The following is a 25,577-nucleotide window of genomic DNA, read 5'->3' on the forward strand; positions in this document are numbered from 1 at the left end:
CCCGTGGCAACCGTCGCCGAGAACCTCCAGACCGCCATAGCCAACGTCGCCTCAAAGCTGGCGACGGAATCGGCGAACCCGCAACCCTCGTACTCGCTCGACGGGAAATCGTTCTCCTGGAACGAGTACCGCGAGTCGCTGGTGCGCCAACTCGAGGCGCTCCAGAAGGCCGTGAACGCGGTCAGCCCGTACATCGTTCAAACGAAAATGGTGTTGTGAATGGCGCTCAATCTCAACGACCGAATCGCCGTGATCCGCAGCACCACCATGCAAACACGGTGTACGGGCGCGGTCGCGAAATACGCGCTCTACTTGCTCGGCGGTTCCCCCACCACGCCGCAACTGGCGTGGGCACGGGAAGCGATCCGCGACCCGGCCACGGTCGGTTCCGCCGTGTCGTACCACCTGCTCGATGACACGAACTTCCTCGCGGGCGGGAGCGACATCACCGACGCGCAACTCCAGGGCGCCGTCGAAAGCGCGATCAACAACCGGTTCATTCAGTAATGGCCATCGCGAACGTCCAAAACGCGCACAACAACACGGGCTCGGGCTCGAGCATCAGCATCACCGTTTCCGCACTGACCGCCGGTAACGTGATCGTGGTCGGGGGACGGATCGCGAACGAGGGGCTTACGCTCACCCCGTCCGCCACGGGAGTGACGTTCAGTACGCTCATCGGCCCCACGAACCATTCGGGCGCGGCCAACATCCGGGGCTATCTGTGGCTCGGCGTGGTGAACGCGGGCGGCGCCGCGACGGTCGCGCTCACCCTAAGTTCGTCCGCGGACGCGATCAACGGTTGGGTTTCGGAGTTCTCCGGGGTCGCGACCAGTTCCGCCTTGGACCAGTCGACGACCGCCCAATCGAGCGCCACCGGCACCAGCGGCAACATTACGGGCACGGTAACGACGACAACTGCGGACCAGTTGCTCATCGCGAACTACGCCCTGAGTGGTACGTCGGCCGGGGCCACGGCCGGGAGCGGGTACACGCTCATCGTTCCGGGCGCGTTCACGCGGGCGGCACTCGGACAGTACCAGATCGTGTCCTCCACCGGGAACTACGACTGCCCGATGAGTTGGACGACGTCCCGGGAGTGGGTGGTCCAGTTCGCGACCCTCAAGGGCGCGACCACAGCATCCGTGATTCCGAAGATCGTCCACCACATGCGCCAGCAGGGGATGAGCTAATGCCGATCTTCCTGCGCCAGAGCACCGCGAGCCAAGAGATCCCGCTCGGCTACTTCCTGTCCTCGACGGACGGGGACACGGCCATGACCGCGTTATCGATCGCGAACACGGACATCAAGCTCTGGGTGAACGGCGCGACCGCGCTCGCGAACAAGAACAGCGGCGGGGCCACGCACATCGCGAACGGGCTGTACTACTGCGTTCTGGACGCGACCGATTCGGCGACAATCGGACCGATGGTGGTCTACTGCAAAGTGGCCACCGCGCTCGCTACCCGGACGGAATGTGTGGTTCTTGCTGCGAACGTGTACGACACGCTGTTCGGAACAACGGCCCTGTCGACTTACGCGGGTGGGGCCGTCGCGTCGGTTACGGGAGCCGTAGGGAGCGTAACCGCGGGCGTGACGGTGACCACGAACAACGACAAGACCGGCTACACGGTCAGTTCCGGAACAGTAACAACACTCACCAATCTTCCCGCGGCCCCGACCGATTGGCTCACCGCAGCGGCCTTGAAAGCCGACGCGGTTACCAAGATCCAGTCCGGGCTGTCGACCCTTACCGCATCGGGCGTGTGGGCGAACGCGACTCGAACCCTCACCAGTTTGTCCGGGCTCACCTTGGACACGGTAACCACCGTGACGAACGCGGTCACGTTGACGTCTGCTTACGACGCGGCAAAAACGGCCCTCACCGTGTCCGGGTACACGGCCCCCGATAACGCCTCGGTCACGAAGATCAAAGCGGCCGTGTACGACACCGCGACCGTCAGCGGGAACGTCATCACGCTGTCCAACGGCGCGACCCAAACCGTCGACAACGACGGCAACCGAACCACGGTGGGGTAATGGCGACACCGCGTTCGGTACTGAGTCACGGGCTCTTCATACCCGAAGGGGGCGTGACCGATTACCCGGCCGAATCCGACGTCAAAAAGGGCGTCGAGTACGACTTCGGTTCGCTCGTCGGCACCTACGATCCGTTGGCCCCGAGCGGGGCCGCGGGTGTGGACCTGTCGAACGACTGGCGCTACATCGACAGCCCCGCGACCGTCAGTTACTACCGGTTCCTCGGTGACGATACTTACGCGGCCCCGTTCACCGTGGACTACGTCCAGCGCGCGGCCCTCACCAGAAAGGACGTCGACGCGGACCCGGCGCTCTCGGAAATCGACGGGTGCGTGTACCACGTCTGGAAGGCCCGGCTCCCGAGCCCCGAGACGCTCACGGCCAAGATCCTCGACGAACTGGTGGACACCGACACCGGTGACGTGTGGACGGTCCGGTCCCTCTGGCGGTGCGACAACGACCGCAACGGGTACCAGCGGTTGCGGTTGGTCGTCGAGCGGCGCGAGTACGACTTCCGCTGGGCCGTGACCCAGAAGCGCCCCTCCAACGTACAGGACAGCGCGGGCCGGCCCACCTACGCGACGTACACGACCGTGGTCATCGACCGCCCGTGCTTCCTGCGCACCGTCGATTACGCGCCCCGAACCGCTCTCGGGCGCGTCACCGCGCCCGTGCGGTACGAACTCACGGTTCAGGGACCGGCCCTGGACTGGCGCGCCAAGGACGTGTTCGCGGTCACGGACCCGCAGAACAACACGGCCGATTACACGATCGCGTCCGGGGTTCCGCCCACGAAATTCGAGAACAAGCAGCGCATCACCCTGGAGCGCATCGCGTGATCCTCCACGACGACATCTACGCCGCGGTCAAGGCCGCGCTCGCGCCCCAGGGGGCCACGTTCCCGGGCGGGGCGCACCCGAACCGGGGGCCGGACGTTCCGAGCGCGTACCCCTACGTGGTGTTCGCGGCGGACCCCGAACCGGCCGAACTCCAGTCCGGCCCGACCTACACGCAAAAATGGACCGTGACAGCAACGGCCTACGCGCAGGCGGGTCAGACCCCGCAGATCCTCGACGTCCAGAAGGCGCTGGCGTCGGCGCTCGCCGTGGACGGGGCGCCGGTCGTTGCGGCTCTGAGGAACGCCACGGAGCGCGTGATGGCGTCGGTGCCGGTCGTGAGTAACGAGGACTACGCGCCCGAACTGCGCGACGGTAAGGACGTGATGGTCACGTCCCAATCGTGCCAACTGTACTGCCAGGGGGACCGCTCGGTCGCGTAACTATGGCCATCACCATCGTAACGTCCGACAAGATCGTCTCCGGGGGCCGGTGGACCAACTCGGCCACCAGCGTCAAGCAGTCCGTGAGCATCGCCACGGGCGACCCGGTCATGCCCCCGATCGATCTGGGGTACACGAACGGGACCGGGACCGCGCAGTGCGACCTGTGGTACTGCAAGCGCCGCACGCTCGCCGCGAACACGACCGAGTCACTGGACCTGCGGGGCGGGCTCACGGACCCGGAGGGGAACGCAATCAATTTCGCGCACGTGAAGCGCGTCGTGATTTCGATCCTCGAACCGGACGGCACCAAGTCACTCCGGGTCGGCCCCCAGAACGTGACGAACGCGGCTCAGTTGTGGTTCGGCGGGACCGGGGCCACGGCTTACGAGACCGTGAAAACGTTCCTTTATAAGGACGAACCGTTCACCGGTTGGGCCACGACCGCCGGTAGTGCGGACCTGCTCCCCGTTTTTAACCCGTCCCTGACCGATGCCGTGACCTACGGGATCTGGGTTCTCGGGACGTCTACGTGAGGTACTCACCGTGGCTAACTGGTCTGGTTTAGGCTCCAAACTGATGATCGGCGCGACGAGCCTGCACTGCACCGTCGTCACCAACGACCGCACGAGCCGGCTCGCGGAGAACACGAACTCGTCGCACTCCGCGACGAACTTCGACCCCGTGGTCCCGCACAACGAGTGGGAAGCGGACGTCCCCTGGGACGACACGAACCTGCCGGACACCGATTTCGGTCTCGTTCCCGGGGCCAAAGTGACACTGATCCTGGTGGACGGGGCGTCGGGCAAAACCGCCACGCTGACCGGTACCACCGTCGAGCGGCACCGCATCGTGCGGGACAACGCGAACGACATCATCCGGAGCAAGGTGAGCGGAAAGGGCGGCGCAATGACGCCGGAAACCACATGAACGAAACAGCGATCGCGGCGTCCGCGCCGAAGACCCTCAACACGGCACTCGGTGCGTTCCGGGTCGCGGCCCCGACCGCGGCCGACCACCTGGACGTGATCGAGGCCATGCGCGACCAGGCGCAGAAGCAGTGCGTGAGCCCGCTCGCGTACCTCAACGCGCACCTGGGCCAGATCAACCCGGCGCTCGTCGAAGTGGCCACGCGGCAGGCCCTCGCGATGGGCGCCGGGGGCGGGGTCGCGCCGGCCCCGCAACTGATCGAGCAGCAGTACACGACCGTGGACGGGCTCGCGTGGCGGTTGACGTTCCACATCAAGAAACTGCACCCCGATTTCACGGACGAGAAGGCCCGCGAGATCCTCAAGGCGGACGGCCGGTGGAACACGGCCGATGCCCTGGACAAGGCGATCGGGTTCGGGGACATCGACCCAAAAAAAGACGCGCCGCCGACTGGCACGGGTTCCTGATTCAGTTCCCGTGGAAGAAGCTCTTCCAGGCCGCGGCGCAACAGTACCACTGGACCCCGGGCACGGTGCTGAAGGGGATGAGCTTCGGCCAGTTGATGGTGGTGTTCGACGTGAAGGTCGAGCAGGAACTGTCACTCGACGACGTCAAGAAGCACATCAACGAGCGCCGCATGGTTAAGGGCCTGGCGCCCATGAAAAAGGCCCCCAAGGGGAGGCGCTAATGGCCATCGACCGCGAGCGCGTCATCATCCGATTCGGTCCCGACGCCCTGGGGCAACTCGCGTCCCTGGTCGGGCGCGTGCTCCCGGGCGCGGGCGCGGCACCCGACAAGGACAAGGCCGAACAGAAGAAGAGTACCGAGCGCCTCCAGCGGGCCGTCGAAACCGGGTTCAACCGGCTCGACACGGGCATTTCCCGGCTCGCCGTGGGGCTCACCGGGGGCGCGCTCGGGCTCGCGGCCCGGGGGTTCTCGGGGACCGCGGACGCGGCCCGGCTGTCGTTCTCAATGGAGCAACTCAGCCGCCAGTTCGCGGCCGTGTTCCAGCCGATCATGGCCGGGTTCATTTACGCCTCGAACCGTCTCACGCTCGCGATGCAAACGCTGAACGGGTCGCAACAGAACCGGCTCCTCGGGACCGTCGTCGGCGGGTCCGTGGGCCTTGCCGTGGGGGGCGCGCCCGGGGCACTGGTCGGCGGGTTCCTGGGGAACATGGTGAGCGGGAGCGGGGCCAGTTCCAACGGCGGTACCGCACTCGCCGGCGCGCTGATCGGGGCCTACGCGGGTGCGCGGTTCGGGGGCGTGTACGGGGCCGTGGCCGGCGGAGCGGGCGGGGCCATCGCGGGCGGCGGATGGAGCGATTATTACGCACTCGGGCGCGCGGGCGGCAAGAGCAAGGCGTGGTCCGCGTTCGGGTCGACAGGGCTCACCGCGTTGCACGCGGTAGACGAAGCGGCGCTCGCTTTACTGGACGCCTTCGGGGTCAAACGCACGAACCTGCTCCTTACCCCGGAAGAGGCGCGCAGAGGGGCGGACGGGCTCAACCGACGGGCGGGTGCTACCGAAGAGAAACGGCGCGAACCCCAAATCTCGTTCGCACCGGCCGAAGAAGAAGCGGGTTCGGCCGCGAACCGGATCCAACAGGCCGTCGCACTGGCCACGAGCGGGCGAACCGCGGACATGGGGCCGTTCGGCGAATTCGCCAAGGCGGTCATTGACCGCTTGAACACGATCGTCCTTGTCGTGAGCGGTAAGTCGATTGCCGAAGCGCAGAAAATCATAGACGACGCGGACAAGGCGGAAGCCGCGAGGAGGCGCTAATGCCCGGCGACGTGGTCGAAGGAACGGGGCTCTCCGAGCTACCCGCGACCCAGAACAGCGGTTACCCTTTTGAGATCGAGGCCCTGTCCCCGCGCGAGCGCTGGGGCGCGGGCACGGGTGCCGCGTCCATTGTCTGCCGGGTGCCGTGGGAGACGTCCGCGGACTGGATCGCGGACATGGTGGGGGGCGTGCGCGTGGTCCGCGGGTCGACGCTCGAACTGCAACGGGCTCTGCCCGAGCAGTTGAACTACGGCGACGGGCGGCAGATGTTCTGCACCGGGGTCGAGCAACTCGACATGGGCGGGAACGCCGGGGACGAACCGTTCTCGGACGCGATCAACTGCTGGCCGCGGGCCGATTGGATTCGCTACAAGGCCGTGTTCGAGGTCATGCCGTACAAGGTCCGCACGCTCGGCGAGATCGACGCGATGGTGGCGGGCGCGGCGTCCGTCGGGTTCACGGGACAAGCGAAGGAACTGTGCCGGTGGGTGATCCGCAACCGCAAGGGCAGCGTCCGCGAACAGAAGCTCCCGCTCGGCGCGTCCGCGACCGCGTTCGCGATCGAAGGGAGTTCGGTTCCGGGACCGCCCAAACCCATTCCCGGTGAGGTCGGGTTCAAGAACGTGGTGTACGCGGACGTCGCGTACACGTGGGTGCGCGTTCCGGTCGGCTGGCCCCCGCCCGCGACGTGGACGGCCGCGGGCGTCGGTGACCCGTGGCCCCCGCCCGCCAATGCCAAGATCTACAACAACGGCACGTTCGTCGCGGACGCGGCCGCGTCCGAAGCACTGAAGTACGCGCGGGACGCATTTCTCGGGTCGGTCAACGACGACTGGTTCGACGTCGCGGACCCGGACGGGTACGCTTTCGCGCCCGGCACGCTGCTCTACGTCAGCTACGACGACAACTACAAGTACGACGACGCGGCCGGAAACCAGGTGATGGACGTGGTGTACTACTTCCGCTACAAGGCGGGCGGGTGGAACAAGTTCCTGAACGCGGACGGGGATTTGGTAACGGTGACGCTCGGCGGGGTGGCGGGCGGCACCAAGGTCTATTCAGAGAACGATTTCAACGACCTGTTCCAGTACCGCACGGCGGGTATCTGATGTTCCCTGGTGAGATCAACCGGCCCGGACAACTCGCGTACCCGTTCGCCAACGGGTCGGGTGAGATCACGGGCGAATCGAGCCCCAACGGGATCGGGTTCACGGACTGGACGAATAAAGAGTTCTGGGTCCGCATCACCGGCCAAGCGTCATCGACGAACCGGTACTCCTGGGCCGTGGTCGATGTGGGCGACACGCCGACGTTCGCGAAGAACTACGACGCGAGTTTCACGGGCTCGGGCGGGACCGGTACGGACCAACGGTGCGCATACGAACTGGAAGGGAAGACATCGGTCCCGACCGGGGCCGTCGTGAAGGCCCAACCATACGGCGCTTATTTGGTGTTCAGGTACGGACCCGCGGGCGGTACCGCGTTCGTACCGACCGCAGCGGACGCGAGACTGCCCGCACCCACCAACCTCACGCTCAACGTCGGCGGTCAAGATATTCCCGGCGTGTCAATCACGCTCCCCGCGACCGGGCTGTACTACGTTTACGCGCGGCTCACGTGCCAAGCTCGCGCGAGTTCGCTGGTCTTTTCCCAGATGGATTTATCGACGCGCATCGGTGCCGGGGCGGGAACGGGGTCGGACATCGGCGGGACCGTTTCGGTCATGCACATGATCCAGCAGGCCGGCGTGTATTACACGCACACCACGTACATGGGCACGTACTACAGCGGCACTTCGGGCGGCGTGCTCAGGCTCCAACTCCTCATCAACACGACCGCGGGAACATTGGACTTTTGCTCGGCGCAGTCGGCGGGGTACGGCGGGACGAGCATCGGGTATTTGCAGCTTAGTTGAATCACGGACAGGATCATCGTCAGCATCTCGTGATGTGTCGGAATTTCGGACAGATCGCGACGCATATCGAACATAATTAATTGCCCCGCACTTGTGCAAGCACAACGGCTATGTACTCGAACAGGTCTTCTCGCCGCTCGTCGCCCACGGCGCGGACTTCCTCGTACAACTGCGCCCGCTCGCGCAAAAATGCGTCACCAAGCACTGTTACAACCACTACCGCGGGTTCCTGCACACGCAGCGGAAACTCTTCGAGAAGGAGACGGAGAAGCGCGCGAAAACGCTCCTGTACGCCTATCGTGTCGCGCTCACCGGCGTCCACCTGCTCGAAACGGGCGAAGTGCAAACGCACCTCCCTACCCTTAACGAGCGGTTCCGGCTGACTTTCATCCCGGAGCTAATCGCGCGCAAAGCGAACGCCGAGTTCGGCACGCTCAGCGCGGTAGACGTCGCGTTCCACACGCGGCAACTTGACGAATGGGAAACGCGCCTGAACGCGGCCTACGAAGCGAGCGCGCTCCCCACAGAACCGCCGGCCGAAGAATTGGACCGGTTCCTGATCGAACTGCGTTTGCCAATCGCGTGATCCGCATAAACAAAAGAGCCGCGGATAGCGCAGATTACGCGGATCAAACAGCGGAGCGTTTTTAGCCCCATAGGGGCAGCAGCGCGTAGCCAGGGGGTGAAACACTAGTGCAACCCCTGGCGGACTGAAGCCCAGGCTCAGCGCCGCGAGCCGGGACCAGCACCGTGCACGGCGCTCGTCCCGGCCCTTCCGCGTGATGCGATCGAGTTGTGTCACCGATTGGGCCAAAGATCATCCGATCCACGCAGTTGCGGCGTGGGCCGGGCACACGGTTCCCGTCGCGGGGAAACATTACCTGACGATTACCGAAACTGACTTCCGGCGGGCGACCGGGTTAGATGTGGCGCAAAAAGCGGCGCAGTAGGTTACCGCAAGTAGTCGCACAGTATCACAGTTGGGCGACATTGAGAATCCCGAAGTGGCTGTTACTACGGTAACTTGCGGCGCAGTGCGAAATGATGCGAAGATAGAGAGTTACCCGGCTAGGATTCGAACCTAGACAAAGAGAACCAAAATCTCTTGTGCTACCGTTACACTACCGGGTAAAATTTCAGACTTTCGAGCGTAAACTTCGGTCAATCAACGACTTCCATCACTTTTACTTTAGGCACCTCTGGCAGAATACAACCCGCTTAGATTATCTTAAGCAGCCATTTGTTCAGCACGTTTGGGTTTTGAACCAGCGTCTCGCAGAAATTCGGCACGCAAATTGCGCGGCCCAACAGAGGAGATTATAACGAAGCACGGGTGGGTGTCGAGAGATGAAAATGTGTGCACTTGGAGCAGGGGCGAGCAGAGTCATTGAAAATTTCACACTGGTGAAGTTAGGAGATCGATCGCTTCGCGGAATCGGGCGGCCCGCCTCCGTATGGCTCGCGCGTGGTTGCCAGCATCGACCTGTGCGAGCAGATGAACGCCCGCGTTGCGTAACGCTGCGGGCACCTCCGGTGCGGAACCGCGACGAACCGGGCACGCATCCTCACCCAACGTCACATCCCGCACGTAGTGCAGACGGTTCTCGATCCGCCGGTGCTCGCGGACCAACCCCAGCAATCGTTTCGCGTCGGTCTTCTCCGGCGGCAGGCTCGTGATCCCGTGGACTACCTTCTCATACGCCTTACCCTTGCGAATCCCCCGCTGACGTACCCGGAACTCCGGCTTCAGACCCGGCCACTTCTGATGTACCGTCAGGATCGCCGTGCCCTCCAGCGCCCGGTACTCAACTCGACCGTGCCCTTTCTCGGTCGTCCGCGCGAACCGTGGACCGGCCGTTGGCTCCCGCGAGTGACCCGCACCCGCTGCACGGAAAAGCCTGTTGGGAAAGGAAAATGTCACTCGCATGGGCCGGAGAATGGCACGGCCCGGAGTTTTGCGCAAGGGAATTCATGCGTTCAGATAGAATGAATGTCGAAGTACCCGCCGATGAGGTGACCGCCGGATATGAACCGCGACGACTTGCGCCGCCTGGCACGGATTCGTCTGAAAGAAGCGCGGGTGCTAATCAAGGCAGAGTGCTTCGACGGGGCGTACTATCTTTGTGGGTACGCGGTGGAGTGCGCATTGAAAGCGTGCATCGCAAAGGCGACGAAAAAGTCTGAATTCCCAGACCTGGAGCGTGTGAAGGGGAGTTACACGCACAACCTCGGCACCCTCGTCAGATTGGCAGGCCTCGAAGCACTCCGCGTTTCGCAGGAAAAAGCAGATGCGGCCTTCGGTGTCAATTGGGGGATCGTCAAGGACTGGGCGGAAACCGCGCGTTACGCTCAGCACGGTGAAAAGAAAGCGCGCGACTTGTATGCGGCGGTCGCTGACAGTTTGCACGGGGTGATGCAATGGTTAAAACACCACTGGTAGATTTGGATATCGAGTCAGGACGATCTCTGATCCAGGCCCTGGACCAAGCGGGGTTCCCGCTGACCGCCGCGCTATGGAATTCCCTCCCAGAGGAGAGCGAGTGGCGTCTCATCCTCGCCACGCCGAGGGTCAAGGAGCGCGGTCCTCGGGACGTCTACGAGGCGGTTCAGCGGGTGGCCCATTTGGCCGAAATCGATCTTCCGCTTCACCGCATTTCAGTCGTCGAGCCGGAAGACAGCCTCGTCACCGAACTACGAATATTTATGGGGACAGATGGCGCACCGTTTATCGGCGGTACCTTCCTGCACGGAACGATGGTCGGGGACGCTTTTATTGATGCGGCATACGTCTACCGGGCGGAGCGGATCATCGGACAGACGGGCACGTTCGATCTGACGGCAGCTACCCCGGACCGTCCCCGAAAGGTGTGGGTTGCGCGTCGGGCAAAGGTAACCCTTGATCAGGGATTCTTCAAAAGGATCGAGTCCGAGGGTTTCGTCTGGCCACAGACACAGGCGAGGGACGGCATTAACGCGCACCTGGGTGTGCTCACCAACGTCGAGCACCGGGGCGATGTTACGATTGGCGACGTGGAGCGATGGACGATCCTTGGCGGCCGCTTACGAGGCATCGATACTGTGGCAAAAGGCGTTACGGTCGAGGGCGATCTATCCGATGCTGCCGCCTGATCCGACGCGAGCGGACAGCTTCGAGGATATCGCCCCCAGACGAGTGATAGACGTTTTTGAAATGACTTCCACAAGGCCTGTCTTCAGGCTCTAATTTGGCCGCTGGCCTCGGACGCGGCGCACGGGAGCGGCGGGTATTTCATTTTTCACGAAACGTACCTGAGTTGGATCTACCAAAATCACTTCACCATCCGCCAGTTCGACGATCGCAATCGAGATTCCGAACGCCGACCCATCATCGTTCTTGTACGCACGGGTGCCGAATTTATGGAATGTGGCAGAAAGTTCCCGACCGCACCATTCCACTTTACACGGGCGTTTCACGATTAGCCTCTTAGCTCGACTGGTGCCGATTCTCAGGGCCGTCCGTGGTGAGGTATCATGGGGTTGCTGAAGCTCCCGTGGCCCTCGCCCACGGACGGCCGCCATGATTCTACCACCCGAGGCGCACGCGCTGGTGCAGGTGCTCGCGCTGCACTTCACGAGCCCCACGTACCAGCGGTTCTCGGTTCTGTTGGTCGGTGCGCTTGTGAGCACCGGTCGGCGCACCGTGGCGAACCTGCTCCGCACGCTCCGGCACCTGGCCCCGGGGCACCCCACCGACTACCGCCGGGTGCTCTCCCGCGCGCCCTGGTCCGGGCTCGCGCTCGGGTGCGCGTTGATGCGGTTCGTGCTGGATCACATCGTTCCGGACGGTCCGGTGCGGTTGGTCGGGGACGACACGGTTGACGGGCACAAGGGGGCGCACGTGTACGGCAAGGCCCGGCACCGGGACCCGGTGCGCTCGACCCACTCGTACACCGCGTTCCGGTACGGGCACAAGTGGGTGGTGCTGGCCGTGCTGGTGAAATTCCCGTTCGCCACCCGCCCGTGGGCGCTACCGGTACTCATCGACCTGTACCGGTCCGCGGATGACGACCGGAAGCGGAACCGACCGCACCGTACCCCGGCCCGAATCATGTGCAGCCTGTTGCGGCTCCTGCTGATCCGGTTCCCGGACCGGACCTTCGTGTTCGCCGGGGATTCGGGGTACGGAACCCACGACGTGGCCCGGTTCTGTCATCGGCACCGGGGCCGACTCACGTTGGTCAGCAAGCTACACCCGGACGCGAACCTGTTCGACCCGCCCTCGCCGTACACCGGCAAGGGACGGCCCCGAGTCAAGGGCGACCGGTGCCCCAAGCCGCGCCAAGCGGTCGCTGCAGCCACGACCCTCACCCGGCTGGAGGTCGGGTGGTACGGGGGCGGGACGCGGACGGTCCAAGCCCTCGGCGGCACCGGTCACTGGTACAAGGCCGGTCGCGGGCTGGTGCCGGTGCGCGGGGTGTTCGTGCGGGACACCACCGGCACGCACCGGGACGAGTACTTCTTCACCACCGACCTGGACCTGGGGCCGGCGGCCGCGATCGGTCACTACTGCGGTCGCTGGAACATCGAGACCACGTTCCAGGAGAGGCGCGCGGAATTGGGCCTGGAGACGACCCGCGGGTGGCGCGAGAAGACGGTTGTGCGTGCGGCCCCGTGCCTGTTCGGGTTGTACACCGTGACAGCGATCCTGTTCCACGCACGGCCCGAGGCGAAACGAACCGGGAGCGTGGAATGGCCGGGCAAAACCGTCACCACGTTCTCGGACGCGCTCGCCGCCGTGCGCCGGTGGCTTTGGGACCAGGCCCTTTTGCCACAGGCCGGAGACGGCACCACTCTCAATAAACTCCCCGACCGCGTGCGGGAATTGCTACTCACGGCGCTCGCCCCGGCCGCTTGAGCGCACTCAGAATCGGCACCAGTCGAGCTTAAAGAGGGTTGGCCATGTGCCATGCTAATCGATTTGGGGCCGAGATGAAATGCAACAACCGCCAGAATCCCGGCGGTTGTGTTAGGTGATCTAATTCCGACTTGAGTCCCAAAACCCTTATTTTTCTAGTATGCCCGACAGGAGTTGAACCTGTAACCTTCGGCTCCGGAGGCCGACGCTCTATCCAGTTGAGCTACGGGCACGTAACACCCAAACGACCCCACTTTAGTTTTGCGTACAGTGCGAAATCAAGATTAGTGAGATCTTAGTCGCTTTCCACGCCGTTTCAACCCTCAGCAAATTGCACCACGACAGCCGACCTTAATTGAGTCACTAACTCACGTTGAAATGGGAAATCTGAGGCATATGGGAGGCTAGGCAACTCGAAAACACCGAACAATTAAGAGCGAATGTGAAGAAATGTCAACAAAAAGCCCCCGCTGACAACTCCTGTCGTCAGCGGGGACCAGATCAGGTCGGGCTGGCGGGATTTGAACCCACGACCTCTTGCACCCCAAGCAAGCGCGCTAGCCAAGCTGCGCTACAGCCCGATCCGTCCGACACTTGCTTTTTAACTCCCCACACCCGAAACGGCAACCACATTGCGAGGCGCACTTCGGTCCGGTCGCACCGCACGGGCTGCTCGTTTGATGCGAGAAGGTGCTCGCGATCCCTTGCAACGCGCGAACCCGCTCGTTAGCCTGAAGAAGTTGCAACCAACGAGAACTCGCTCAGTACCGTTCTAACCGTAGCCCATCACTATCACGGTTCGGGGAAACCGATGACCCTCGTTCGCCACACCATTTGGACACTGCTCGTTGGCGCCGGGTTCGCGCTCGGGGCTGGCTCAGCAACGGCCCAACAGCCCGCGGTACCCGCAAAACCGACCGGCGTGCTCACCGCGATCGCCGCGTACCGAGACATTGAACGCGGCGGGATCACGAACGACCAGCTCAAGGAAGCACGGGAGAACTTTGCCACCCTCGCGAAGTACTGTGCCGAGGTCGTGGCCCACCCGACGGTTTACGCGGCCCAACAGGACTTCAAGCCGGCCCCCGCTACCACCCAGCACCTCGCCATCGATGGTCAGTTCGGCATCTTGCAGGAGCTGAGCCGGTTCATCCGGGAACCGGTCCCCGGGGACCGGAAGGTCGGGCCGGATCAGGCCGTTTACATCCGCGAACTCGGGGCGGCCCTCGACGCCGAGTTGAAGAAACTGATCGAGCGCGGCGACCAACAGATCGTGCAAATCAACGCGGCCCGCGTGCTGGCGCAAGTCTGCAAGGGCGGCGCGCCGGCGCACTACGCGACCGTTACGTCGCTCCTCGCGAACGCCAACACCCCGACCGCGATCAAGTACCACCTCTACCACGCCGCCGCGAACCTGCTCGGCGCTTACGACCCGTACTGGCTGAGTACCCGAGCTCACGTCGGACAGATGGACAACCCGAAAGTGGTCTACGACCTGGTGAAGGTGCTCGACGACAGTGTCAATAACCCGGTTCTCCTGTTCCCCGGGTTGCCCGAAAATAAGATCGAGAAGGCCACGCCGGACCAGCTCGCGGTGATCGGGCTCGTGCGCCGACAGGCGATCAAAGCACTCGGCCAAGTGCGGTTCGCCCTGCTCCCCCTGTCCGGCAGCAAGACCCTGTACCCGTCCCACACCCTCGCCCGGGTCGCCCTCAGCGCTCCGGCCGTGGTGCCGGCCCCGGGCCGGCGGACGCGGGGGAAGCGGTTATCGGGCTGTGCAACATGGCGCCCATCGAGGTCCAAAAGAACGGCACCATGATCTCCGTGAAATACAACGCGGACGCGGCCGCCGAAGCGGTGACCGCGGGGCTCATCACGTTCGCCGAGCCCCGCGCGAGCGATGCGTTCGATCGTCGGCTCCCGTGGCGCTCTTACGCTCTGCGAATCGCAGAGGCCATGCGCAACTGGCGCCCCCTGTTCGATATGGACTTCGATCCCTCGCAACCGAATAAATTCAATGCCGCTCTGGTTCCGCCCGTCGTAGAGGAGTTGTTCAAAAGCGTTGCCCCGAGCGTACTCGCGCCGATGGACAAGGTGGACAGTTCCGGCAAGCCGGACATCGGGTCCAAGGTGGACATTGAGGGACTGCGCAAGCGCCTCTCCGCGATTCGCGAGAACCCGAAACGCAGCACGACACTGTTCCCGGACATCAAGGAAACGGCGATCGACTTCGCGCCCGCGAAACAGTGACGTAACGGGCCGCGACTTTCGCGTTGCTCGCGGGCGCGGCTCGGGCGACAATACACATCGTTTGTTGCGGGCCGCACCCGCCGGAGGGAAACTCGATGAGGCGTTTTCTGTTAGCCGTTGCGGTGTTCCTCACCGCAACGACGACTCCCACCTTCGCCGGGTACATTATCATCCGCGTGCTCTTGGAGGGCAGCGGGGTCGGTCCCGGTGGGGACGGTATTCCCGGCGGTCCGGGCGGGCTCGGTTCGCCGTACATGCCCGGAGGGCCGTCTGCGGGATCTCCGGGTGGGTACATGGGGGGTTCTAAAGGTGGCCCACCGGGTGGCATGCCCGGCAGCGGCGGGTCCAAGGGAGGACCACCGGGCGGATATATGGGGGGCTCTAAAGGAGGCCCACCGGGTGGCATGCCGGGGATGCCGAGTATGCCGGGTCCGCTCGGTTCGTCGGGCCTCGGGAAACCGGGTGCTTCGTTCGGTGGAACGTCGCACGCGGGAGTGGTCGAACAAGACCCGACGCGCTCGATCGTGGTCGTGATCCCGCTCGAAAGCGACCTCCTGAAGAGCCGGCTGCACCGCGACAAGAACCCGGGGCTCAACAACCCCGAATTCCGAAAGTTCAGTCTCCAATATTACGGCCAAGAGCTGACCGCCCGCCTCTTTATTGACAGCACCAGCATCCAGTTTTACGACGAGTTGCTCCGGACCCCCGGGCCGAAGAAGACGCGCGGCACCGAGATGCGAGAAAAGTACGAGGCGTGGCAGCGCGGGAAGACCGACGCGCGCCTGCTCTACGAGGCGATGGAACTCGCGCTCCACTCCGGTTTCGTCAAGGAGGCCCTGACCTACGCGAACGAGTTGGTTACGGCCGCAGAAGATCCGAAGCTCGCCTTACCGGAGCGCGACGTGAAGCCCTTCGTGGCGACCTGGGGGAAAGTGGGTAAGGCGATCGCGGAGCGCCCGACACAACTGAGCGACGCGGAAGACTGGAAGTCGCGCCTCAACTACCAGAACGTCCGCATAGCGGACCGCTACGCGATCGTTTACGCGGACACCCCCGCCCCCGAAGTGCAGCGGCGGGCCACGCAACTCAACGACAACCTCGCGGCGTTCTACCTCTGGCACGCCACACAAGGGGTCGCGCTGCCCGTTCCCCAAAAGCCGCTCGTCGTGGTGCTCGCGCCGCAAACGCCCGCGCTCCGCAAATTGCACTTCGCACTCGACGGGTTGCCGATGGCCGACGCCTTCTACGCGCCCGACCACGACGTGCTCGTGCTCTCCCCCGAGCGGACCGACGAAGTCGGTCAGACCTTCCTGCGCCAAACGCAGCAGATGTTTTCGCACGGCCTGAACCGCGACCAGATCCTCGCCAACCAGTTGCCGCCCAAGCTCGATCACACCGGTGAGAAGGGGCCGCGCCCCGATGACATCGCCCGCGCGTCCACCATTGCCGCGGTCGAGAAGTTGGCGATCGACGAGGCCGACATTGCCGCCGTCAGCCGCGAGGGGACGCGCCAGTTGATGCACGCCGCCGGCGTGTTGCCGAAGCACGTCACGCTCCCGTCGTGGCTCACCGGCGGGGCCGTTAACTTCTTCACACGGCCGCGCGGACCGGCCTACGTAACGGTCGGTGACAGCGAGAAAATGAACATGCACGTCGCGCTGACTACGGGCTACGGCGTGCCCAATTACGTGCTCCAGCGATACCTCCGCGACCTCGCGACCAAGAAGGAACTGCCCGCGGACTCGGCCCGGTTGCTCGAGAACGTTCTCGGCGACGTGTACTTCACCGGCATCAAGGACGGCCTCGATCCCGATCCGGCTCCGCCGAAGAAACCCAAAAAGCCCGCGCAGACTGCGGCACAACCGCCGCGCCCGGGTGGAAGTGGAGACGGGGGCGAAGGCTTTGGCTCCGGCGGTCCGCTCCGCCCAGGTTCCGGGGGGCCGGGACCGATGCGCCCGGGGTCAGGAGGTCCGGGACTGCCGGGTATGCCCGGTATGTCGGGTGGACCGGGTATGGTCGGCGGCTCCGGTGGTGTGCCCGGCGGCGTGCTGTCGGCGGACTACGAAGACCCCGCAACCCTTCTGCGCAAAAAGCAGCAGCGCCTCGCGATCAAGGCGAACGCGACCTCTTGGGCGCTCTACTACTACCTCATTCAGCACAAGCCCGAGCAACTGCGGCAGTACGTTACGGAGCTAAACAAGCTCCCGCGCGACCTGCCGATCGACGGTAAGACCGCGTTCGCGGTGTTCGTCCGCGTGTTCAAACTCTCGACGACCGCGGATGGGGCTGCCGACGCGAAAGAACTGAAGAAGTTCGCCGACGAGTGGCTGACGTACATCAATACCGTTCCCTTGGTCGGTGTCGATATCCCGCTCGTCGCTCCGGAACCGCCCAAGAACGTGACGCCGGGTACCGGCCCGGGCGGGTTTCCCGGTGGTTTCCCGGGCGGATCCCCCGGTGGCGGGCGGCCGGGCGGTGGCGGTAACCCAGACCAGAATTAACGCGCCCGTACCGAGCGCAAACGCTTGACCTTCCGCCCGCTATCTTTAAGATACCCTCACGCCCGCACGTGTGGGGTGTCGCCGAGGTGGCGGAATTGGCAGACGCACTAGATTCAGGTTCTAGCGCTCGCAAGGGCGTGGAGGTTCAAGTCCTCTCCTCGGCACTCACAAAACCCCAGCAATTGCTGGGGTTTTGTTGTTTTTGTGAGTGTACTAGCAGGTGCACATATTTGAACCAAATAAAGGCTCCTGAAGGCTTCCAAAGGGTCAACTCCGCCAGCAGCCCGCCCGCGCTCAGAGTTTACGAAGACGGTTCGCCAGCGCTCCGAGGTCGCTCAGGTTCTCGTCGGTGTAGTGCTTGAGTGTCGTGGAGATATCGGTGTGGCGCGCCATCCGACGTACTTCGTGGATCTTCGCGCCCGCTTGAATCAGTCGCACTACGAACCGTCGCTTGAGCGAGTGAAAAGTGGCCGGCCGCCCTTTCTCGTCCCGCGCGTCTACTCCGGCGCGCCGCAGATCCGCCGCGAGCCAGTGCGATTGCTTACGACACGCTGCCCAGTTGCCCGGGAACAGTTTTTGGTTCGGTTTACGCGCGACGAGCCACGGGCGAAGCAGTTCGACCACATGGTCGGGAAGTGGAATTGGTTCGGTGCGTTTCCCCTTTGCGTCGGCCGCCTCGACCGTGACGACCGGCGGCGCGGCATCCAACGAAAAGTGCCCCGGTGTCAGGTCGGACAATTCACCCGCGCGCAGGCCCGAGAACGCAGCAATCGTGTAGAGTATGGCCCGGTCCCGGCCCCAAACGGTTGCGGTCCCTTTTCGTTTCGCCGCGGCTGCGGCGGTGATGAGTTTACTTAGCTCGTCGTCTGTGAGGATGCGTTTTGACCTGCGCTCATCCACGGCTTCCGGGTACGGCCGCAGTTTTCTAAGTGGCGACACCGCCCCGAACCGCTCAGCGAGCCATTTGGTAAACGCTTTTGCGATTCGCATGTGACCGTTGAGGGTCGCCGGGCTGCACCCCGAGCCGAGTTGTTTCCCTTTGATGGGTGGCGCTCCCCTGCCTTTCTTTCCCTTCGCGGCGCCGGTGATGAGTTTCACCCGCGGGGTGTTCCGGAGCCGCCCCAAAAATCGCACGAACTCGTCTTGGTCGATGTCGCTCCACACGTGCCACCGGCACTCTTTTAACACCCGCGTGAGGCTCGCGAGAGTATTCTTGCGGTACTCTTCCGCGGTCCCCCGCGCGGCGAGTATGTCGATGTATTCGGTCACTAAATCCTCGAGGTGGTCGCTTTGTCGGGCGCCCTCCGCAGCGCGATTTACGAGACCGTGTTTCCGCCGGCTCTCAGCGTCCTCGAATTTGACTAAGGCAGCAAGGGCTGCCGTTTTAGTCCCGATGCACCGCCGCCTGGTTGCCCCCGCAACTTGCCATTCCGCGTGCCACAACTTGCTTTTCTTCCCCACACGGGAACCGTCAGGCATTTTCTTCCAATACACCGGTTGAAAAACCCTACCCATAATCCGGCTCCTTTCATCCGGTTACCGTTCCGTTACGTGAGGAACGACCCAGGCGAACACGTTGTCGCTGACACGCACGAGCGCCTGCCCTCGTTCCTCGGAAATCACCCGGAGACTTACGCACGCTCGCCGGTCTACCAAAACTAGCTTTTTGACCCCCGACAGGCGAACGGGCTTTTTCGTTCGAGCGTCGCGGATCGTTGCGGTCTGCGTTCCGGCGCCGATGTCCAAGCACGGCACGAGCACTTCGGTAGGCGACATGTTAAAAACTCCCGAACTGGCATTGCGAACAGGATATGACGGATGTTCAGAATATGTGAAGACTTGCCCGCCATGAATCTCCGTGGCGCTGCCGCGCAGAATTTGGCAGCGCTTCGCCCGGTGACGCAATGCCCGACGAAACACAACAACCTCTCGAACGCGAGGTCGAATCACTGCTCGCCCGAGTTCACGAACTGCTTCGAGGCGCCGGGCGCAAGTCTTTGCGCGCGAACGCGACCGCGAACGGGGTTTACATTTCGCTCACCGCCCGGCGCGTCAAACCGCCCAAGCCGGCGGACGCGGACTTGGTGAACGTGCCGCACGGCCTCGCTCGTGAGCGCCGTGCGGTCAAGCGGTTGTTTTGTTTCATTCGCGACCAGCGAGCAGTTATGGGCGGGGATGACTTGGTTCTTAACTCGGGTGCGTTGGAGACGATGTTGCGCGTAAAATACCCCGAGGACGATATGGCAATCGACACCGTCCGCCACGCGCTGGCAGATCTGAGGAAAAAAGGGTTCGTATGGGTGCACCCGCAAAACGGGTACTACACGGGCTCGCAGCCGTCGCTGCCATTTTTCGCGCGGCAGCCGGATGAACTTTCCGAGCGAGCGGACGCGGGTTAGATTCGTGGAGTGTGAACAGACGCCCACGGAACAAGTGAACATGACAAATCGCGACCCCCTCCGCGCCCTGCAAGCCGCTGCCCGAGCCATCGCGGACCACGTTTCGCCGGGTCGCGCTGCCAAACGGGTCATCGTATTAGACGATGTGGGCAAACTCATTGATGTCCCGGTCCCGTGCGGCGCCTGCGCCAAGGCGGACGAGGTGGATGAGGCGAAACCGCCCGTCGTTGCTGGGTGGGTGGTGACCGAGCGCGGGGCGACATTCGACGGCACCGCCGTACTCGTGGCCCCTTCTCGTCTCAGGTTGCTCCGGGTGTTCATCGAGGCGGAAAACCCGCTGACCGCCAAGGAGCTGACTGCGGCGGCATTCGACCGGCACACGGACGAGGCGAACACGCGGTACCACATTCGCGAACTGCGCCGCGAACTCAAGACCGCGTTCACTTTCGACGGCGACGTAATTCAGGGCGAAGCGGACGGCTACAGGTTGGTTTTGCGGTAATGCGCTTCACCTTGGGCGGTTCACATCGAACTATGCGGGCGGGCTAATTCGAGACCCTTGATGGTCTCGGGGATTTGCTATTGCACCAACAAAAGATAGCCGATATTTCGCATCTGAATCCAGAAGATGCGGGTCGGCACGCCAACTTCCTACGGCGGACGTGCCGACCCTTCCCAACCGACCTCCGCCTTGCGGCTCGGGCCGTTGTGCGGATTATGTAGCCTTTTCACTTCAGCGAATCAACACAGATTCGCGGTAGCGGGCAGCGTCGGCGCATCTTCACCTTGACCTGGTGAACCGATGGCAAACGAACTCGTAAAAATCCAATTCCACGGTGATGAATTGGAAGCAGTCGCCCTGGACGGCGGTAACTTCCGAACGAGTCTCCGGCGGATCTGCGAAAACATCGGCCTCGCGTTCAGCGCGCAGCTTCAAAAGCTGAAAAAGAAGTCGTGGGCGTGCGTGTCGGAGATCGACACGCACGATACTAGTGGCCGCGTTCAGTCAATGGTGATGATCGACCGCCGCACGCTCGTCATGTGGCTGGCGAACATTGACGAGCGCAAAGTGAAGGACAGCGTCCGGGAGAAGATCCGCCGGTACCAGGCAGAGTGCGCCGAGGTTCTCGATCGCCATTTCGGGGCGCGAGTGAGCGCGGCGAGCCAAGAGCAGTACCACTCTGACCCGCTCCTCAACGAGATGCTCCGCGTTCAGGCGCAAATGACGTCGTCGATGCCGCTCCTGATCGAGACGCGGCGACGCCAGATTGAGGCGGAACGCCTCCAGTCCCAAATGGTACAGCACCTTTGGGAAGCCCACCAACTGGCCCGCTCCGCGACGGCTACCGCGCAAGCCGCACTGCATCAGAGCACATCGAATCACGGCTACTTCACCGTTTTGGGTTACAGCCGGATTCGTAACCGAGAGATGCCCGTTACACAGGCCGCGGCGCACGGGAAGAAACTGACGGCCCTGTGCAACTCCAGGGGCATCAGGACGAGTACGATGACCGATCCGCGTTTCGGTGTCGTAAATACGTATCCCGAAACCCTTCTGCGAGAATACTTCGGCGACTCCGTATAAGCGCCGCTAACAAATACAAACCGCAGGGGATAAAAGGCGCTGTTTGCCTTTAATCCCCTGCGGTTTTACACCCACTCACATCCGACTCACACCGCCCCGGCTCGCACTTACGCACTTTCGACGCGCGCCTGACATCACAACTCACGCGGTCGGAGGCAGAATGCCCCTATCAGAACATGGGGCGTACAAGGGGCCATCGCCCAGCTTCTTTGAAATACGCTTCGGCGGCTTCAAGAAAATCGCCCACGTGTTGCGACTGAATGAGCTTCGACTCACGGTTGTCCTTTATGGTCCAGTACTGCTCAACCATGAATTTCTCTGCGGCTTTAAGTAATTCGGTGCCGCGGTGCTTGGTCCCAGTCACCTTCGCCATCGCCATAAACGCAGCGACTAAGGTCAGTGGGGCACGGCACGAAAATGAAGTCGAAGGCACCTCGGACTGAGGGCGCCCACGCCCCCGTTTCTCAGACGCCTTGGCTGCTTTTGACGCTTTTTTGGCCACCATGAGGGACATGCTAGCTACTCGCGAAGTCAACTTCACCAATACTTGTACGCCGTAAGTGGATTGGTATTTAAGAACTTAAAGAAAACATTTTGTACCCAGTGTATTTAATGTTGACATTAAATCACCGGAGGGGTACCTTTGCATCAGACAAGTTAACCACGGGTTCCGACATGACTCGAACACGACGGGTGACGACCAAATTGGTCAAGCTGAAGATCGCGTGCGAGACGCTCGCGATTTGCCGGGACACGTTCTGGGTGAAGTGGCACGCGGTGTTCACCGACCCACGACCCAAGGAGGACCGGCGCCACGGGTGCGAGCGGAAGGTGTTCGAGGACGAACTGTCGGTGGCTCTTGAGGAAGGCATTAATGCTGTCAAAACTTTCCGTCGCACGATGGGTCGACTCTGAACCACGGTGGGGCGGGGGCGATAACCGCTTTGTTTCCGACAAGAACCTTGCCCCGTCCACCGCCTAACCCCCGGTGCCCCATGACCACCCTCAGCGCAATCTGCTACCTCGTGTTCGCGTGGTGTCTGGTCAGCCTGCTGGTGCCGCCGCTGCTGCTCGTGTTCGCGGGCAACGGGGAGGACGAGTGATGTGGGTTGTTGCCTTCCTGTGTGGTCTGCCGTTCTTGGCATTGTTAGTTTTTCTCACTCAACGAAAGGAACCGAGATGAAACGGGCGTGGCTCAAATTAATCTGGGCTTGTGTGCTGCTGTTCTTTGGCGCGGCAAATCTAACCATGTCCGCGCGGCTTTGGTCCGACGAGCCTCATTGGGGCGGCCTTATCGCGGGCGTGCTTTGCACAGGGTTGGGTCTTCTTTCTTGGCACGAGGCGATGCAAATCGCCCGCAAAAAAAGGAGATGCGATGTATCGGACCGCGGGTAAGCGACTCTACCGGTGCAACGAGTGCAAGCGGGGCACCTACTTCAGCAAGCGCGAGGAGAACCGCGCCGGTCGCATGCGATGTTCGGGGTGCGGGTCGGCGCAACTGACCGTGTCGGCCGAGGGCGCTGAGAAGCAAATAATGGGACTGGACGCACGGCGCGAAGCCGAGGCACAGGTGGAGCGGAACGGCAGCGGGAGCGTGATACCGGGCTAAGGGGTGGTGAGGCAACCTACTTACATTGCAGGAGCAGTCGATGACGCCCGTTCTTGATGTCGCACTGGCGCGCAAGGTGACCGAGTTGGTTAACTGCGGTCTTGTCTCCGGGGTCGGAGTGCAAGAGCCGGGGAAAATGTGTGTTGAAGCTGCGGTGTGCTTCGCGCTGGGGCTGCCCCACGGTGACGACCCGCCGTGTGTTGGTGCCGCAGTGCGGGCGGCGAAAATCGCCCTCAATGATGCGAACGGTTGGCTCGATAATGCGGACCGCGCGAAGGGTATGCGGCGCCTCGCGGTCGCGCAACTAGGTTCGGATCAAATCGACCAAGCACGATTTGCGGGCATGTTGGCTTGGCTGACAATTAAACGAGTATTGCCGCGAGCATTGCGAAATGCAGCCAAAATTCACCCTATCGCTGAGCACCAAGCAGCCCTAGAGGCATCCGCCAAGGGCTGCGAAGAATCGACTACCGAGTCCGCCGCCGAGTCCGCCGCGTCCGCCGCGCGGTCCGCCGCGTCCGCCGCGCGGTCCGCCGCGTCCGCCGCCGCGTCCGCCGCGTGGTCCGCCGCGTGGTCCGCCGCCGCGTCCGCCGCGCGGTCCGCCGCGTCCGCCGCCGCGTCCGCCGCGTGGTCCGCCGCGTGGTCCGCCGCCGCGTCCGCCGCGCGGTCCGCCGCGTCCGCCGCCGCGTCCGCCGCGCGGTCCGCCGAGTCCGCCGCGCGGTCCGCCGCGTCCGCCGCCGAGTCCGCCGAGCTGCATCACTTCGCTGATGTCATCCTTACCGCCCTTCGTGAGTGCGGCTGCCCTGGTGTGGCTCTCCTCGACCAGATGGAGCGAGAGGTGGAGGCACAGCCATGACCTATCTCGTGCGCGTCACGGCTGAGCACATCGCGGAGGGTGTGCGTGGCTCATGCGGGTCGTGCCCAATCGCGTTGGCGATTCACGATGCAATTGAGGATGAGTACGGATCGCCCTTACCCGCTTTCACCGTGTTCGTCAGCCCGAGCAACACGGTGTTCATCAACCGGCGACCTTATCCGTTGCGAGAGGAAGTAGTCGCAGCGGCGATGAAGTTCGACCGCACGGGCGAGATGGAGCCATTTGAGTTCACGCTGGAATTGAGCTGACACCGCCGGTCGGCGTACCCCGGATTATTCCCGGGGCGGCGGTCTAACAACACAGGTTCGTCGGGGGAATCGCAATGGACGGTGGCGTCTTACAGGAACGCGCGCGCTCGGTGGTGCGCTGGGCAAAGCTGGTGCTCGTCCACGAGGCTCACCCGGACGACGTGCGGACCTCACTGGCGCTGCTCCGGGGCACGTTCACGGCCATCGCCCAGAACACGGGCGACCTGCCTATGGACGGCAACGGGCGGCTCTGGGAAGAGCGGCTACTTACTCTCGCGGGGATGATTCGGGACGCGGGCAAGCGGCGTGCGGCGTTGCGGAAGGCGCTAAATGTTGTGCTGTCGGATATGGAGCCACTCGCGGGTGTCGAGAGTCACGAGGAGTGCCCAGTTTAACTGAGAATCTCAAGCCCCATTACCGCAGATTAAGGAGTTCACAGATGGAAGTGTTGAAGCCCACTGCTGAGCAACTTGCGACTATCCTCGCGGATCACAAGAAGTGTCTGCGTGGCGAAGATGGAGGTAAGAAAGCCGACCTCAGCAGCGCCAACCTCCGCGGCGCCGACCTCCGCGGCGCCGACCTCAGCAGCGCCGACCTCAGCAGCGCCAACCTCCGCAGCGCCAACCTCTACGGCGCCGACCTCAGCAGCGCCGACCTCAGCAGCGCCAACCTCCGCAGCGCCAACCTCTACGGCGCCGACCTCAGCAGCGCCGACCTCAGCAGCGCCAACCTCCGCGGCGCCAACCTCCGCGGCGCCGACCTCCGCAGCGCCAACCTCCGCAGCGCCGACCTCTACGGCGCCGACCTCAGCAGCGCCAACCTCCGCAGCGCCAACCTCCGCGGCGCCGAAAACGGCGAACTAGCGTTCGCGATTACAGAGATCCTCCCTCGCGAGGGTGAGGTATTTGGTTGGAAGAAATGCCGCGACGATGTGTTGGTGCAGCTCCGCGTGCCGCCCCTCGCGAAGCGGTCTAACGCGACGGGTCGTAAGTGCCGGGCTGAGTTTGTCGAGGTCGTCTCAATCGAAAAGGTCGACGGCTCGGCAGCGGCAGAGGGTACTTCGCTACACGACGGCGTGACGAAGTATCGCGTTGGCGAAACGGTGAAGTGTCACGAGTGGCACACTGACCGTTGGGTGGAGTGCGCGGGTGGTGTGCACTTTTACCTGACACGCGAGGAAGCCGTCGCCCACGTCGGCTAAGTGTTGCGACCGTGCTCATCACGATCGCTGTACTGTGTGGGATGGTCGTCTAACCACGGAGGG

General features: G+C 63.3%; 33 protein-coding genes and 4 tRNA genes. 30 read left to right on the plus strand and 7 right to left on the minus strand.

Translation table 11 applies throughout. The features are described 5' to 3' along the window. Positions 1-3 precede the first annotated feature (3 nt). From VT84_RS13175 to VT84_RS13235, 14 genes are all read left to right on the plus strand, one after another. A complete protein-coding gene (locus VT84_RS13175) occupies positions 4-219 on the plus strand; it encodes a hypothetical protein (RefSeq protein ID WP_082839858.1) in 216 nt (71 codons plus the stop codon). After that, complete coding sequence (locus VT84_RS13180; RefSeq protein WP_082839859.1) at positions 220-507, plus strand: hypothetical protein; 288 nt, start codon at positions 220-222, stop codon at positions 505-507. Further along, complete coding sequence (locus tag VT84_RS13185; RefSeq protein WP_082839860.1) at positions 507-1,193, plus strand: hypothetical protein; 687 nt, start codon at positions 507-509, stop codon at positions 1,191-1,193. Before VT84_RS13180 ends, VT84_RS13185 begins: the two co-directional genes overlap by 1 nt. Next, complete coding sequence (locus tag VT84_RS13190) at positions 1,193-2,041, plus strand: hypothetical protein (RefSeq protein WP_082839861.1); 849 nt, start codon at positions 1,193-1,195, stop codon at positions 2,039-2,041. The genes VT84_RS13185 and VT84_RS13190 overlap by 1 nt, the downstream gene beginning before the upstream one ends. Further along, positions 2,041-2,880, plus strand: a complete 840-nt coding sequence (locus VT84_RS13195) for a hypothetical protein (RefSeq protein ID WP_082839862.1) — start codon at positions 2,041-2,043, stop codon at positions 2,878-2,880. The genes VT84_RS13190 and VT84_RS13195 overlap by 1 nt, the downstream gene beginning before the upstream one ends. After that, positions 2,877-3,320 carry a hypothetical protein gene (locus tag VT84_RS13200; protein ID WP_082839863.1) on the plus strand — a complete coding sequence of 148 codons (444 nt, stop codon included), beginning with the start codon at positions 2,877-2,879 and terminating at the stop codon, positions 3,318-3,320. Before VT84_RS13195 ends, VT84_RS13200 begins: the two co-directional genes overlap by 4 nt. A gap of 2 nt (positions 3,321-3,322) precedes the next feature. Beyond that, positions 3,323-3,856, plus strand: coding sequence for a hypothetical protein (locus VT84_RS13205; RefSeq protein WP_082839864.1), 534 nt, complete (start codon positions 3,323-3,325; stop codon positions 3,854-3,856). A 10-nt stretch (positions 3,857-3,866) separates the two neighbouring features. Further along, positions 3,867-4,250 carry a hypothetical protein gene (locus VT84_RS13210; RefSeq protein ID WP_157469479.1) on the plus strand — a complete coding sequence of 128 codons (384 nt, stop codon included), beginning with the start codon at positions 3,867-3,869 and terminating at the stop codon, positions 4,248-4,250. Then, positions 4,247-4,717, plus strand: coding sequence for a hypothetical protein (locus tag VT84_RS13215; protein ID WP_082839866.1), 471 nt, complete (start codon positions 4,247-4,249; stop codon positions 4,715-4,717). Before VT84_RS13210 ends, VT84_RS13215 begins: the two co-directional genes overlap by 4 nt. A 65-nt stretch (positions 4,718-4,782) precedes the next feature. Then, entirely contained in the window at positions 4,783-4,938 is a 156-nt protein-coding gene (locus VT84_RS38480; protein WP_157469480.1) for a hypothetical protein, read from the plus strand. Continuing rightward, on the plus strand, positions 4,938-6,035 hold the full coding sequence (locus VT84_RS13220) for a hypothetical protein (protein WP_082839867.1): 1,098 nt from the start codon (positions 4,938-4,940) through the stop codon (positions 6,033-6,035). The genes VT84_RS38480 and VT84_RS13220 overlap by 1 nt, the downstream gene beginning before the upstream one ends. Beyond that, positions 6,035-7,144 carry a hypothetical protein gene (locus VT84_RS13225; RefSeq protein WP_082839868.1) on the plus strand — a complete coding sequence of 370 codons (1,110 nt, stop codon included), beginning with the start codon at positions 6,035-6,037 and terminating at the stop codon, positions 7,142-7,144. The genes VT84_RS13220 and VT84_RS13225 overlap by 1 nt, the downstream gene beginning before the upstream one ends. Continuing rightward, positions 7,144-7,950, plus strand: a complete 807-nt coding sequence (locus VT84_RS13230) for a hypothetical protein (RefSeq protein WP_082839869.1) — start codon at positions 7,144-7,146, stop codon at positions 7,948-7,950. The genes VT84_RS13225 and VT84_RS13230 overlap by 1 nt, the downstream gene beginning before the upstream one ends. A 91-nt stretch (positions 7,951-8,041) precedes the next feature. Further along, positions 8,042-8,536, plus strand: coding sequence for a DNA polymerase beta superfamily protein (locus VT84_RS13235; protein ID WP_162271692.1), 495 nt, complete (start codon positions 8,042-8,044; stop codon positions 8,534-8,536). Positions 8,537-9,010: 474 nt separating this feature from the next. Here the strand turns inward: VT84_RS13235 and VT84_RS13240 are convergent. Beyond that, a tRNA-Gln gene (locus tag VT84_RS13240) sits at positions 9,011-9,081 on the minus strand. 265 nt (positions 9,082-9,346) lie between these two features. Further along, on the minus strand, positions 9,347-9,871 hold the full coding sequence (locus VT84_RS13245) for an ISAs1 family transposase (protein ID WP_162271693.1): 525 nt from the start codon (positions 9,869-9,871) through the stop codon (positions 9,347-9,349). Between the two features lie 105 nt (positions 9,872-9,976). Between VT84_RS13245 and VT84_RS13250 the strand changes: the two genes are divergently transcribed. The 3 genes from VT84_RS13250 (at position 9,977) to VT84_RS13260 (ending at position 12,844) form a co-directional block, all read left to right on the plus strand. Further along, on the plus strand, positions 9,977-10,390 hold the full coding sequence (locus tag VT84_RS13250; protein WP_082839872.1) for a HEPN domain-containing protein: 414 nt from the start codon (positions 9,977-9,979) through the stop codon (positions 10,388-10,390). Beyond that, entirely contained in the window at positions 10,369-11,079 is a 711-nt protein-coding gene (locus tag VT84_RS13255; RefSeq protein ID WP_157469481.1) for a hypothetical protein, read from the plus strand. The genes VT84_RS13250 and VT84_RS13255 overlap by 22 nt, the downstream gene beginning before the upstream one ends. Positions 11,080-11,506: 427 nt before the next feature. Next, the gene (locus tag VT84_RS13260) at positions 11,507-12,844 is read left to right on the plus strand and encodes a transposase (protein ID WP_082838128.1); all 1,338 of its coding nucleotides are present in this window, start codon (positions 11,507-11,509) and stop codon (positions 12,842-12,844) included. A 159-nt stretch (positions 12,845-13,003) separates the two neighbouring features. Here the strand turns inward: VT84_RS13260 and VT84_RS13265 are convergent. Next, a tRNA-Arg gene (locus tag VT84_RS13265) sits at positions 13,004-13,077 on the minus strand. A 273-nt stretch (positions 13,078-13,350) separates the two neighbouring features. Next, a tRNA-Pro gene (locus VT84_RS13270) sits at positions 13,351-13,425 on the minus strand. A gap of 230 nt (positions 13,426-13,655) precedes the next feature. Between VT84_RS13270 and VT84_RS13275 the strand changes: the two genes are divergently transcribed. From VT84_RS13275 to VT84_RS13295, 4 genes are all read left to right on the plus strand, one after another. Further along, positions 13,656-14,663, plus strand: a complete 1,008-nt coding sequence (locus tag VT84_RS13275) for a hypothetical protein (protein WP_082839874.1) — start codon at positions 13,656-13,658, stop codon at positions 14,661-14,663. After that, positions 14,627-15,094, plus strand: a complete 468-nt coding sequence (locus VT84_RS13280) for a hypothetical protein (protein ID WP_082839875.1) — start codon at positions 14,627-14,629, stop codon at positions 15,092-15,094. The genes VT84_RS13275 and VT84_RS13280 overlap by 37 nt, the downstream gene beginning before the upstream one ends. Before the next feature lie 95 nt (positions 15,095-15,189). Further along, positions 15,190-17,595, plus strand: a complete 2,406-nt coding sequence (locus VT84_RS41955) for a hypothetical protein (RefSeq protein ID WP_157469482.1) — start codon at positions 15,190-15,192, stop codon at positions 17,593-17,595. Between the two features lie 80 nt (positions 17,596-17,675). Continuing rightward, positions 17,676-17,759 (plus strand) — tRNA-Leu (locus VT84_RS13295). 130 nt (positions 17,760-17,889) lie between these two features. Here VT84_RS13295 and VT84_RS13300 read toward each other — a convergent pair. Then, complete coding sequence (locus tag VT84_RS13300; protein WP_052558295.1) at positions 17,890-18,864, minus strand: tyrosine-type recombinase/integrase; 975 nt, start codon at positions 18,862-18,864, stop codon at positions 17,890-17,892. A gap of 267 nt (positions 18,865-19,131) precedes the next feature. Then, positions 19,132-19,371, minus strand: a complete 240-nt coding sequence (locus tag VT84_RS13305) for a hypothetical protein (RefSeq protein ID WP_082839879.1) — start codon at positions 19,369-19,371, stop codon at positions 19,132-19,134. A 128-nt stretch (positions 19,372-19,499) separates the two neighbouring features. On the opposite strand from VT84_RS13305, the gene VT84_RS13310 reads away from it, so the two are divergent. From VT84_RS13310 to VT84_RS13320, 3 genes are all read left to right on the plus strand, one after another. After that, on the plus strand, positions 19,500-19,994 hold the full coding sequence (locus tag VT84_RS13310) for a hypothetical protein (RefSeq protein WP_082839880.1): 495 nt from the start codon (positions 19,500-19,502) through the stop codon (positions 19,992-19,994). Positions 19,995-20,034: 40 nt separating this feature from the next. Further along, entirely contained in the window at positions 20,035-20,496 is a 462-nt protein-coding gene (locus VT84_RS13315; RefSeq protein ID WP_052558289.1) for a helix-turn-helix transcriptional regulator, read from the plus strand. Positions 20,497-20,796: 300 nt separating this feature from the next. Further along, positions 20,797-21,579, plus strand: coding sequence for a phage antirepressor N-terminal domain-containing protein (locus tag VT84_RS13320; protein ID WP_082839881.1), 783 nt, complete (start codon positions 20,797-20,799; stop codon positions 21,577-21,579). Positions 21,580-21,748: 169 nt separating this feature from the next. Here the strand turns inward: VT84_RS13320 and VT84_RS13325 are convergent, their stop codons facing one another. Then, positions 21,749-22,093, minus strand: a complete 345-nt coding sequence (locus VT84_RS13325) for a hypothetical protein (protein WP_082839882.1) — start codon at positions 22,091-22,093, stop codon at positions 21,749-21,751. A 161-nt stretch (positions 22,094-22,254) separates the two neighbouring features. On the opposite strand from VT84_RS13325, the gene VT84_RS13330 reads away from it, so the two are divergent. The 6 genes from VT84_RS13330 (at position 22,255) to VT84_RS13355 (ending at position 25,514) form a co-directional block, all read left to right on the plus strand. After that, positions 22,255-22,494, plus strand: coding sequence for a hypothetical protein (locus tag VT84_RS13330; RefSeq protein ID WP_157469483.1), 240 nt, complete (start codon positions 22,255-22,257; stop codon positions 22,492-22,494). A gap of 460 nt (positions 22,495-22,954) precedes the next feature. Beyond that, entirely contained in the window at positions 22,955-23,188 is a 234-nt protein-coding gene (locus VT84_RS13335) for a hypothetical protein (RefSeq protein WP_082839884.1), read from the plus strand. Positions 23,189-23,228: 40 nt separating this feature from the next. Continuing rightward, on the plus strand, positions 23,229-24,044 hold the full coding sequence (locus tag VT84_RS38485; protein WP_157469484.1) for a hypothetical protein: 816 nt from the start codon (positions 23,229-23,231) through the stop codon (positions 24,042-24,044). Further along, positions 24,041-24,313, plus strand: a complete 273-nt coding sequence (locus VT84_RS13345; protein ID WP_082839885.1) for a hypothetical protein — start codon at positions 24,041-24,043, stop codon at positions 24,311-24,313. Before VT84_RS38485 ends, VT84_RS13345 begins: the two co-directional genes overlap by 4 nt. A gap of 74 nt (positions 24,314-24,387) precedes the next feature. Next, a complete protein-coding gene (locus tag VT84_RS13350; protein WP_082839886.1) occupies positions 24,388-24,708 on the plus strand; it encodes a hypothetical protein in 321 nt (106 codons plus the stop codon). A gap of 44 nt (positions 24,709-24,752) precedes the next feature. Continuing rightward, on the plus strand, positions 24,753-25,514 hold the full coding sequence (locus VT84_RS13355) for a pentapeptide repeat-containing protein (RefSeq protein WP_082839887.1): 762 nt from the start codon (positions 24,753-24,755) through the stop codon (positions 25,512-25,514). The last annotated feature ends 63 nt before the right edge of the window (positions 25,515-25,577 follow it).

The organism is Gemmata sp. SH-PL17, from assembly GCF_001610855.1.
Lineage (GTDB): Bacteria > Planctomycetota > Planctomycetia > Gemmatales > Gemmataceae > Gemmata > Gemmata massiliana.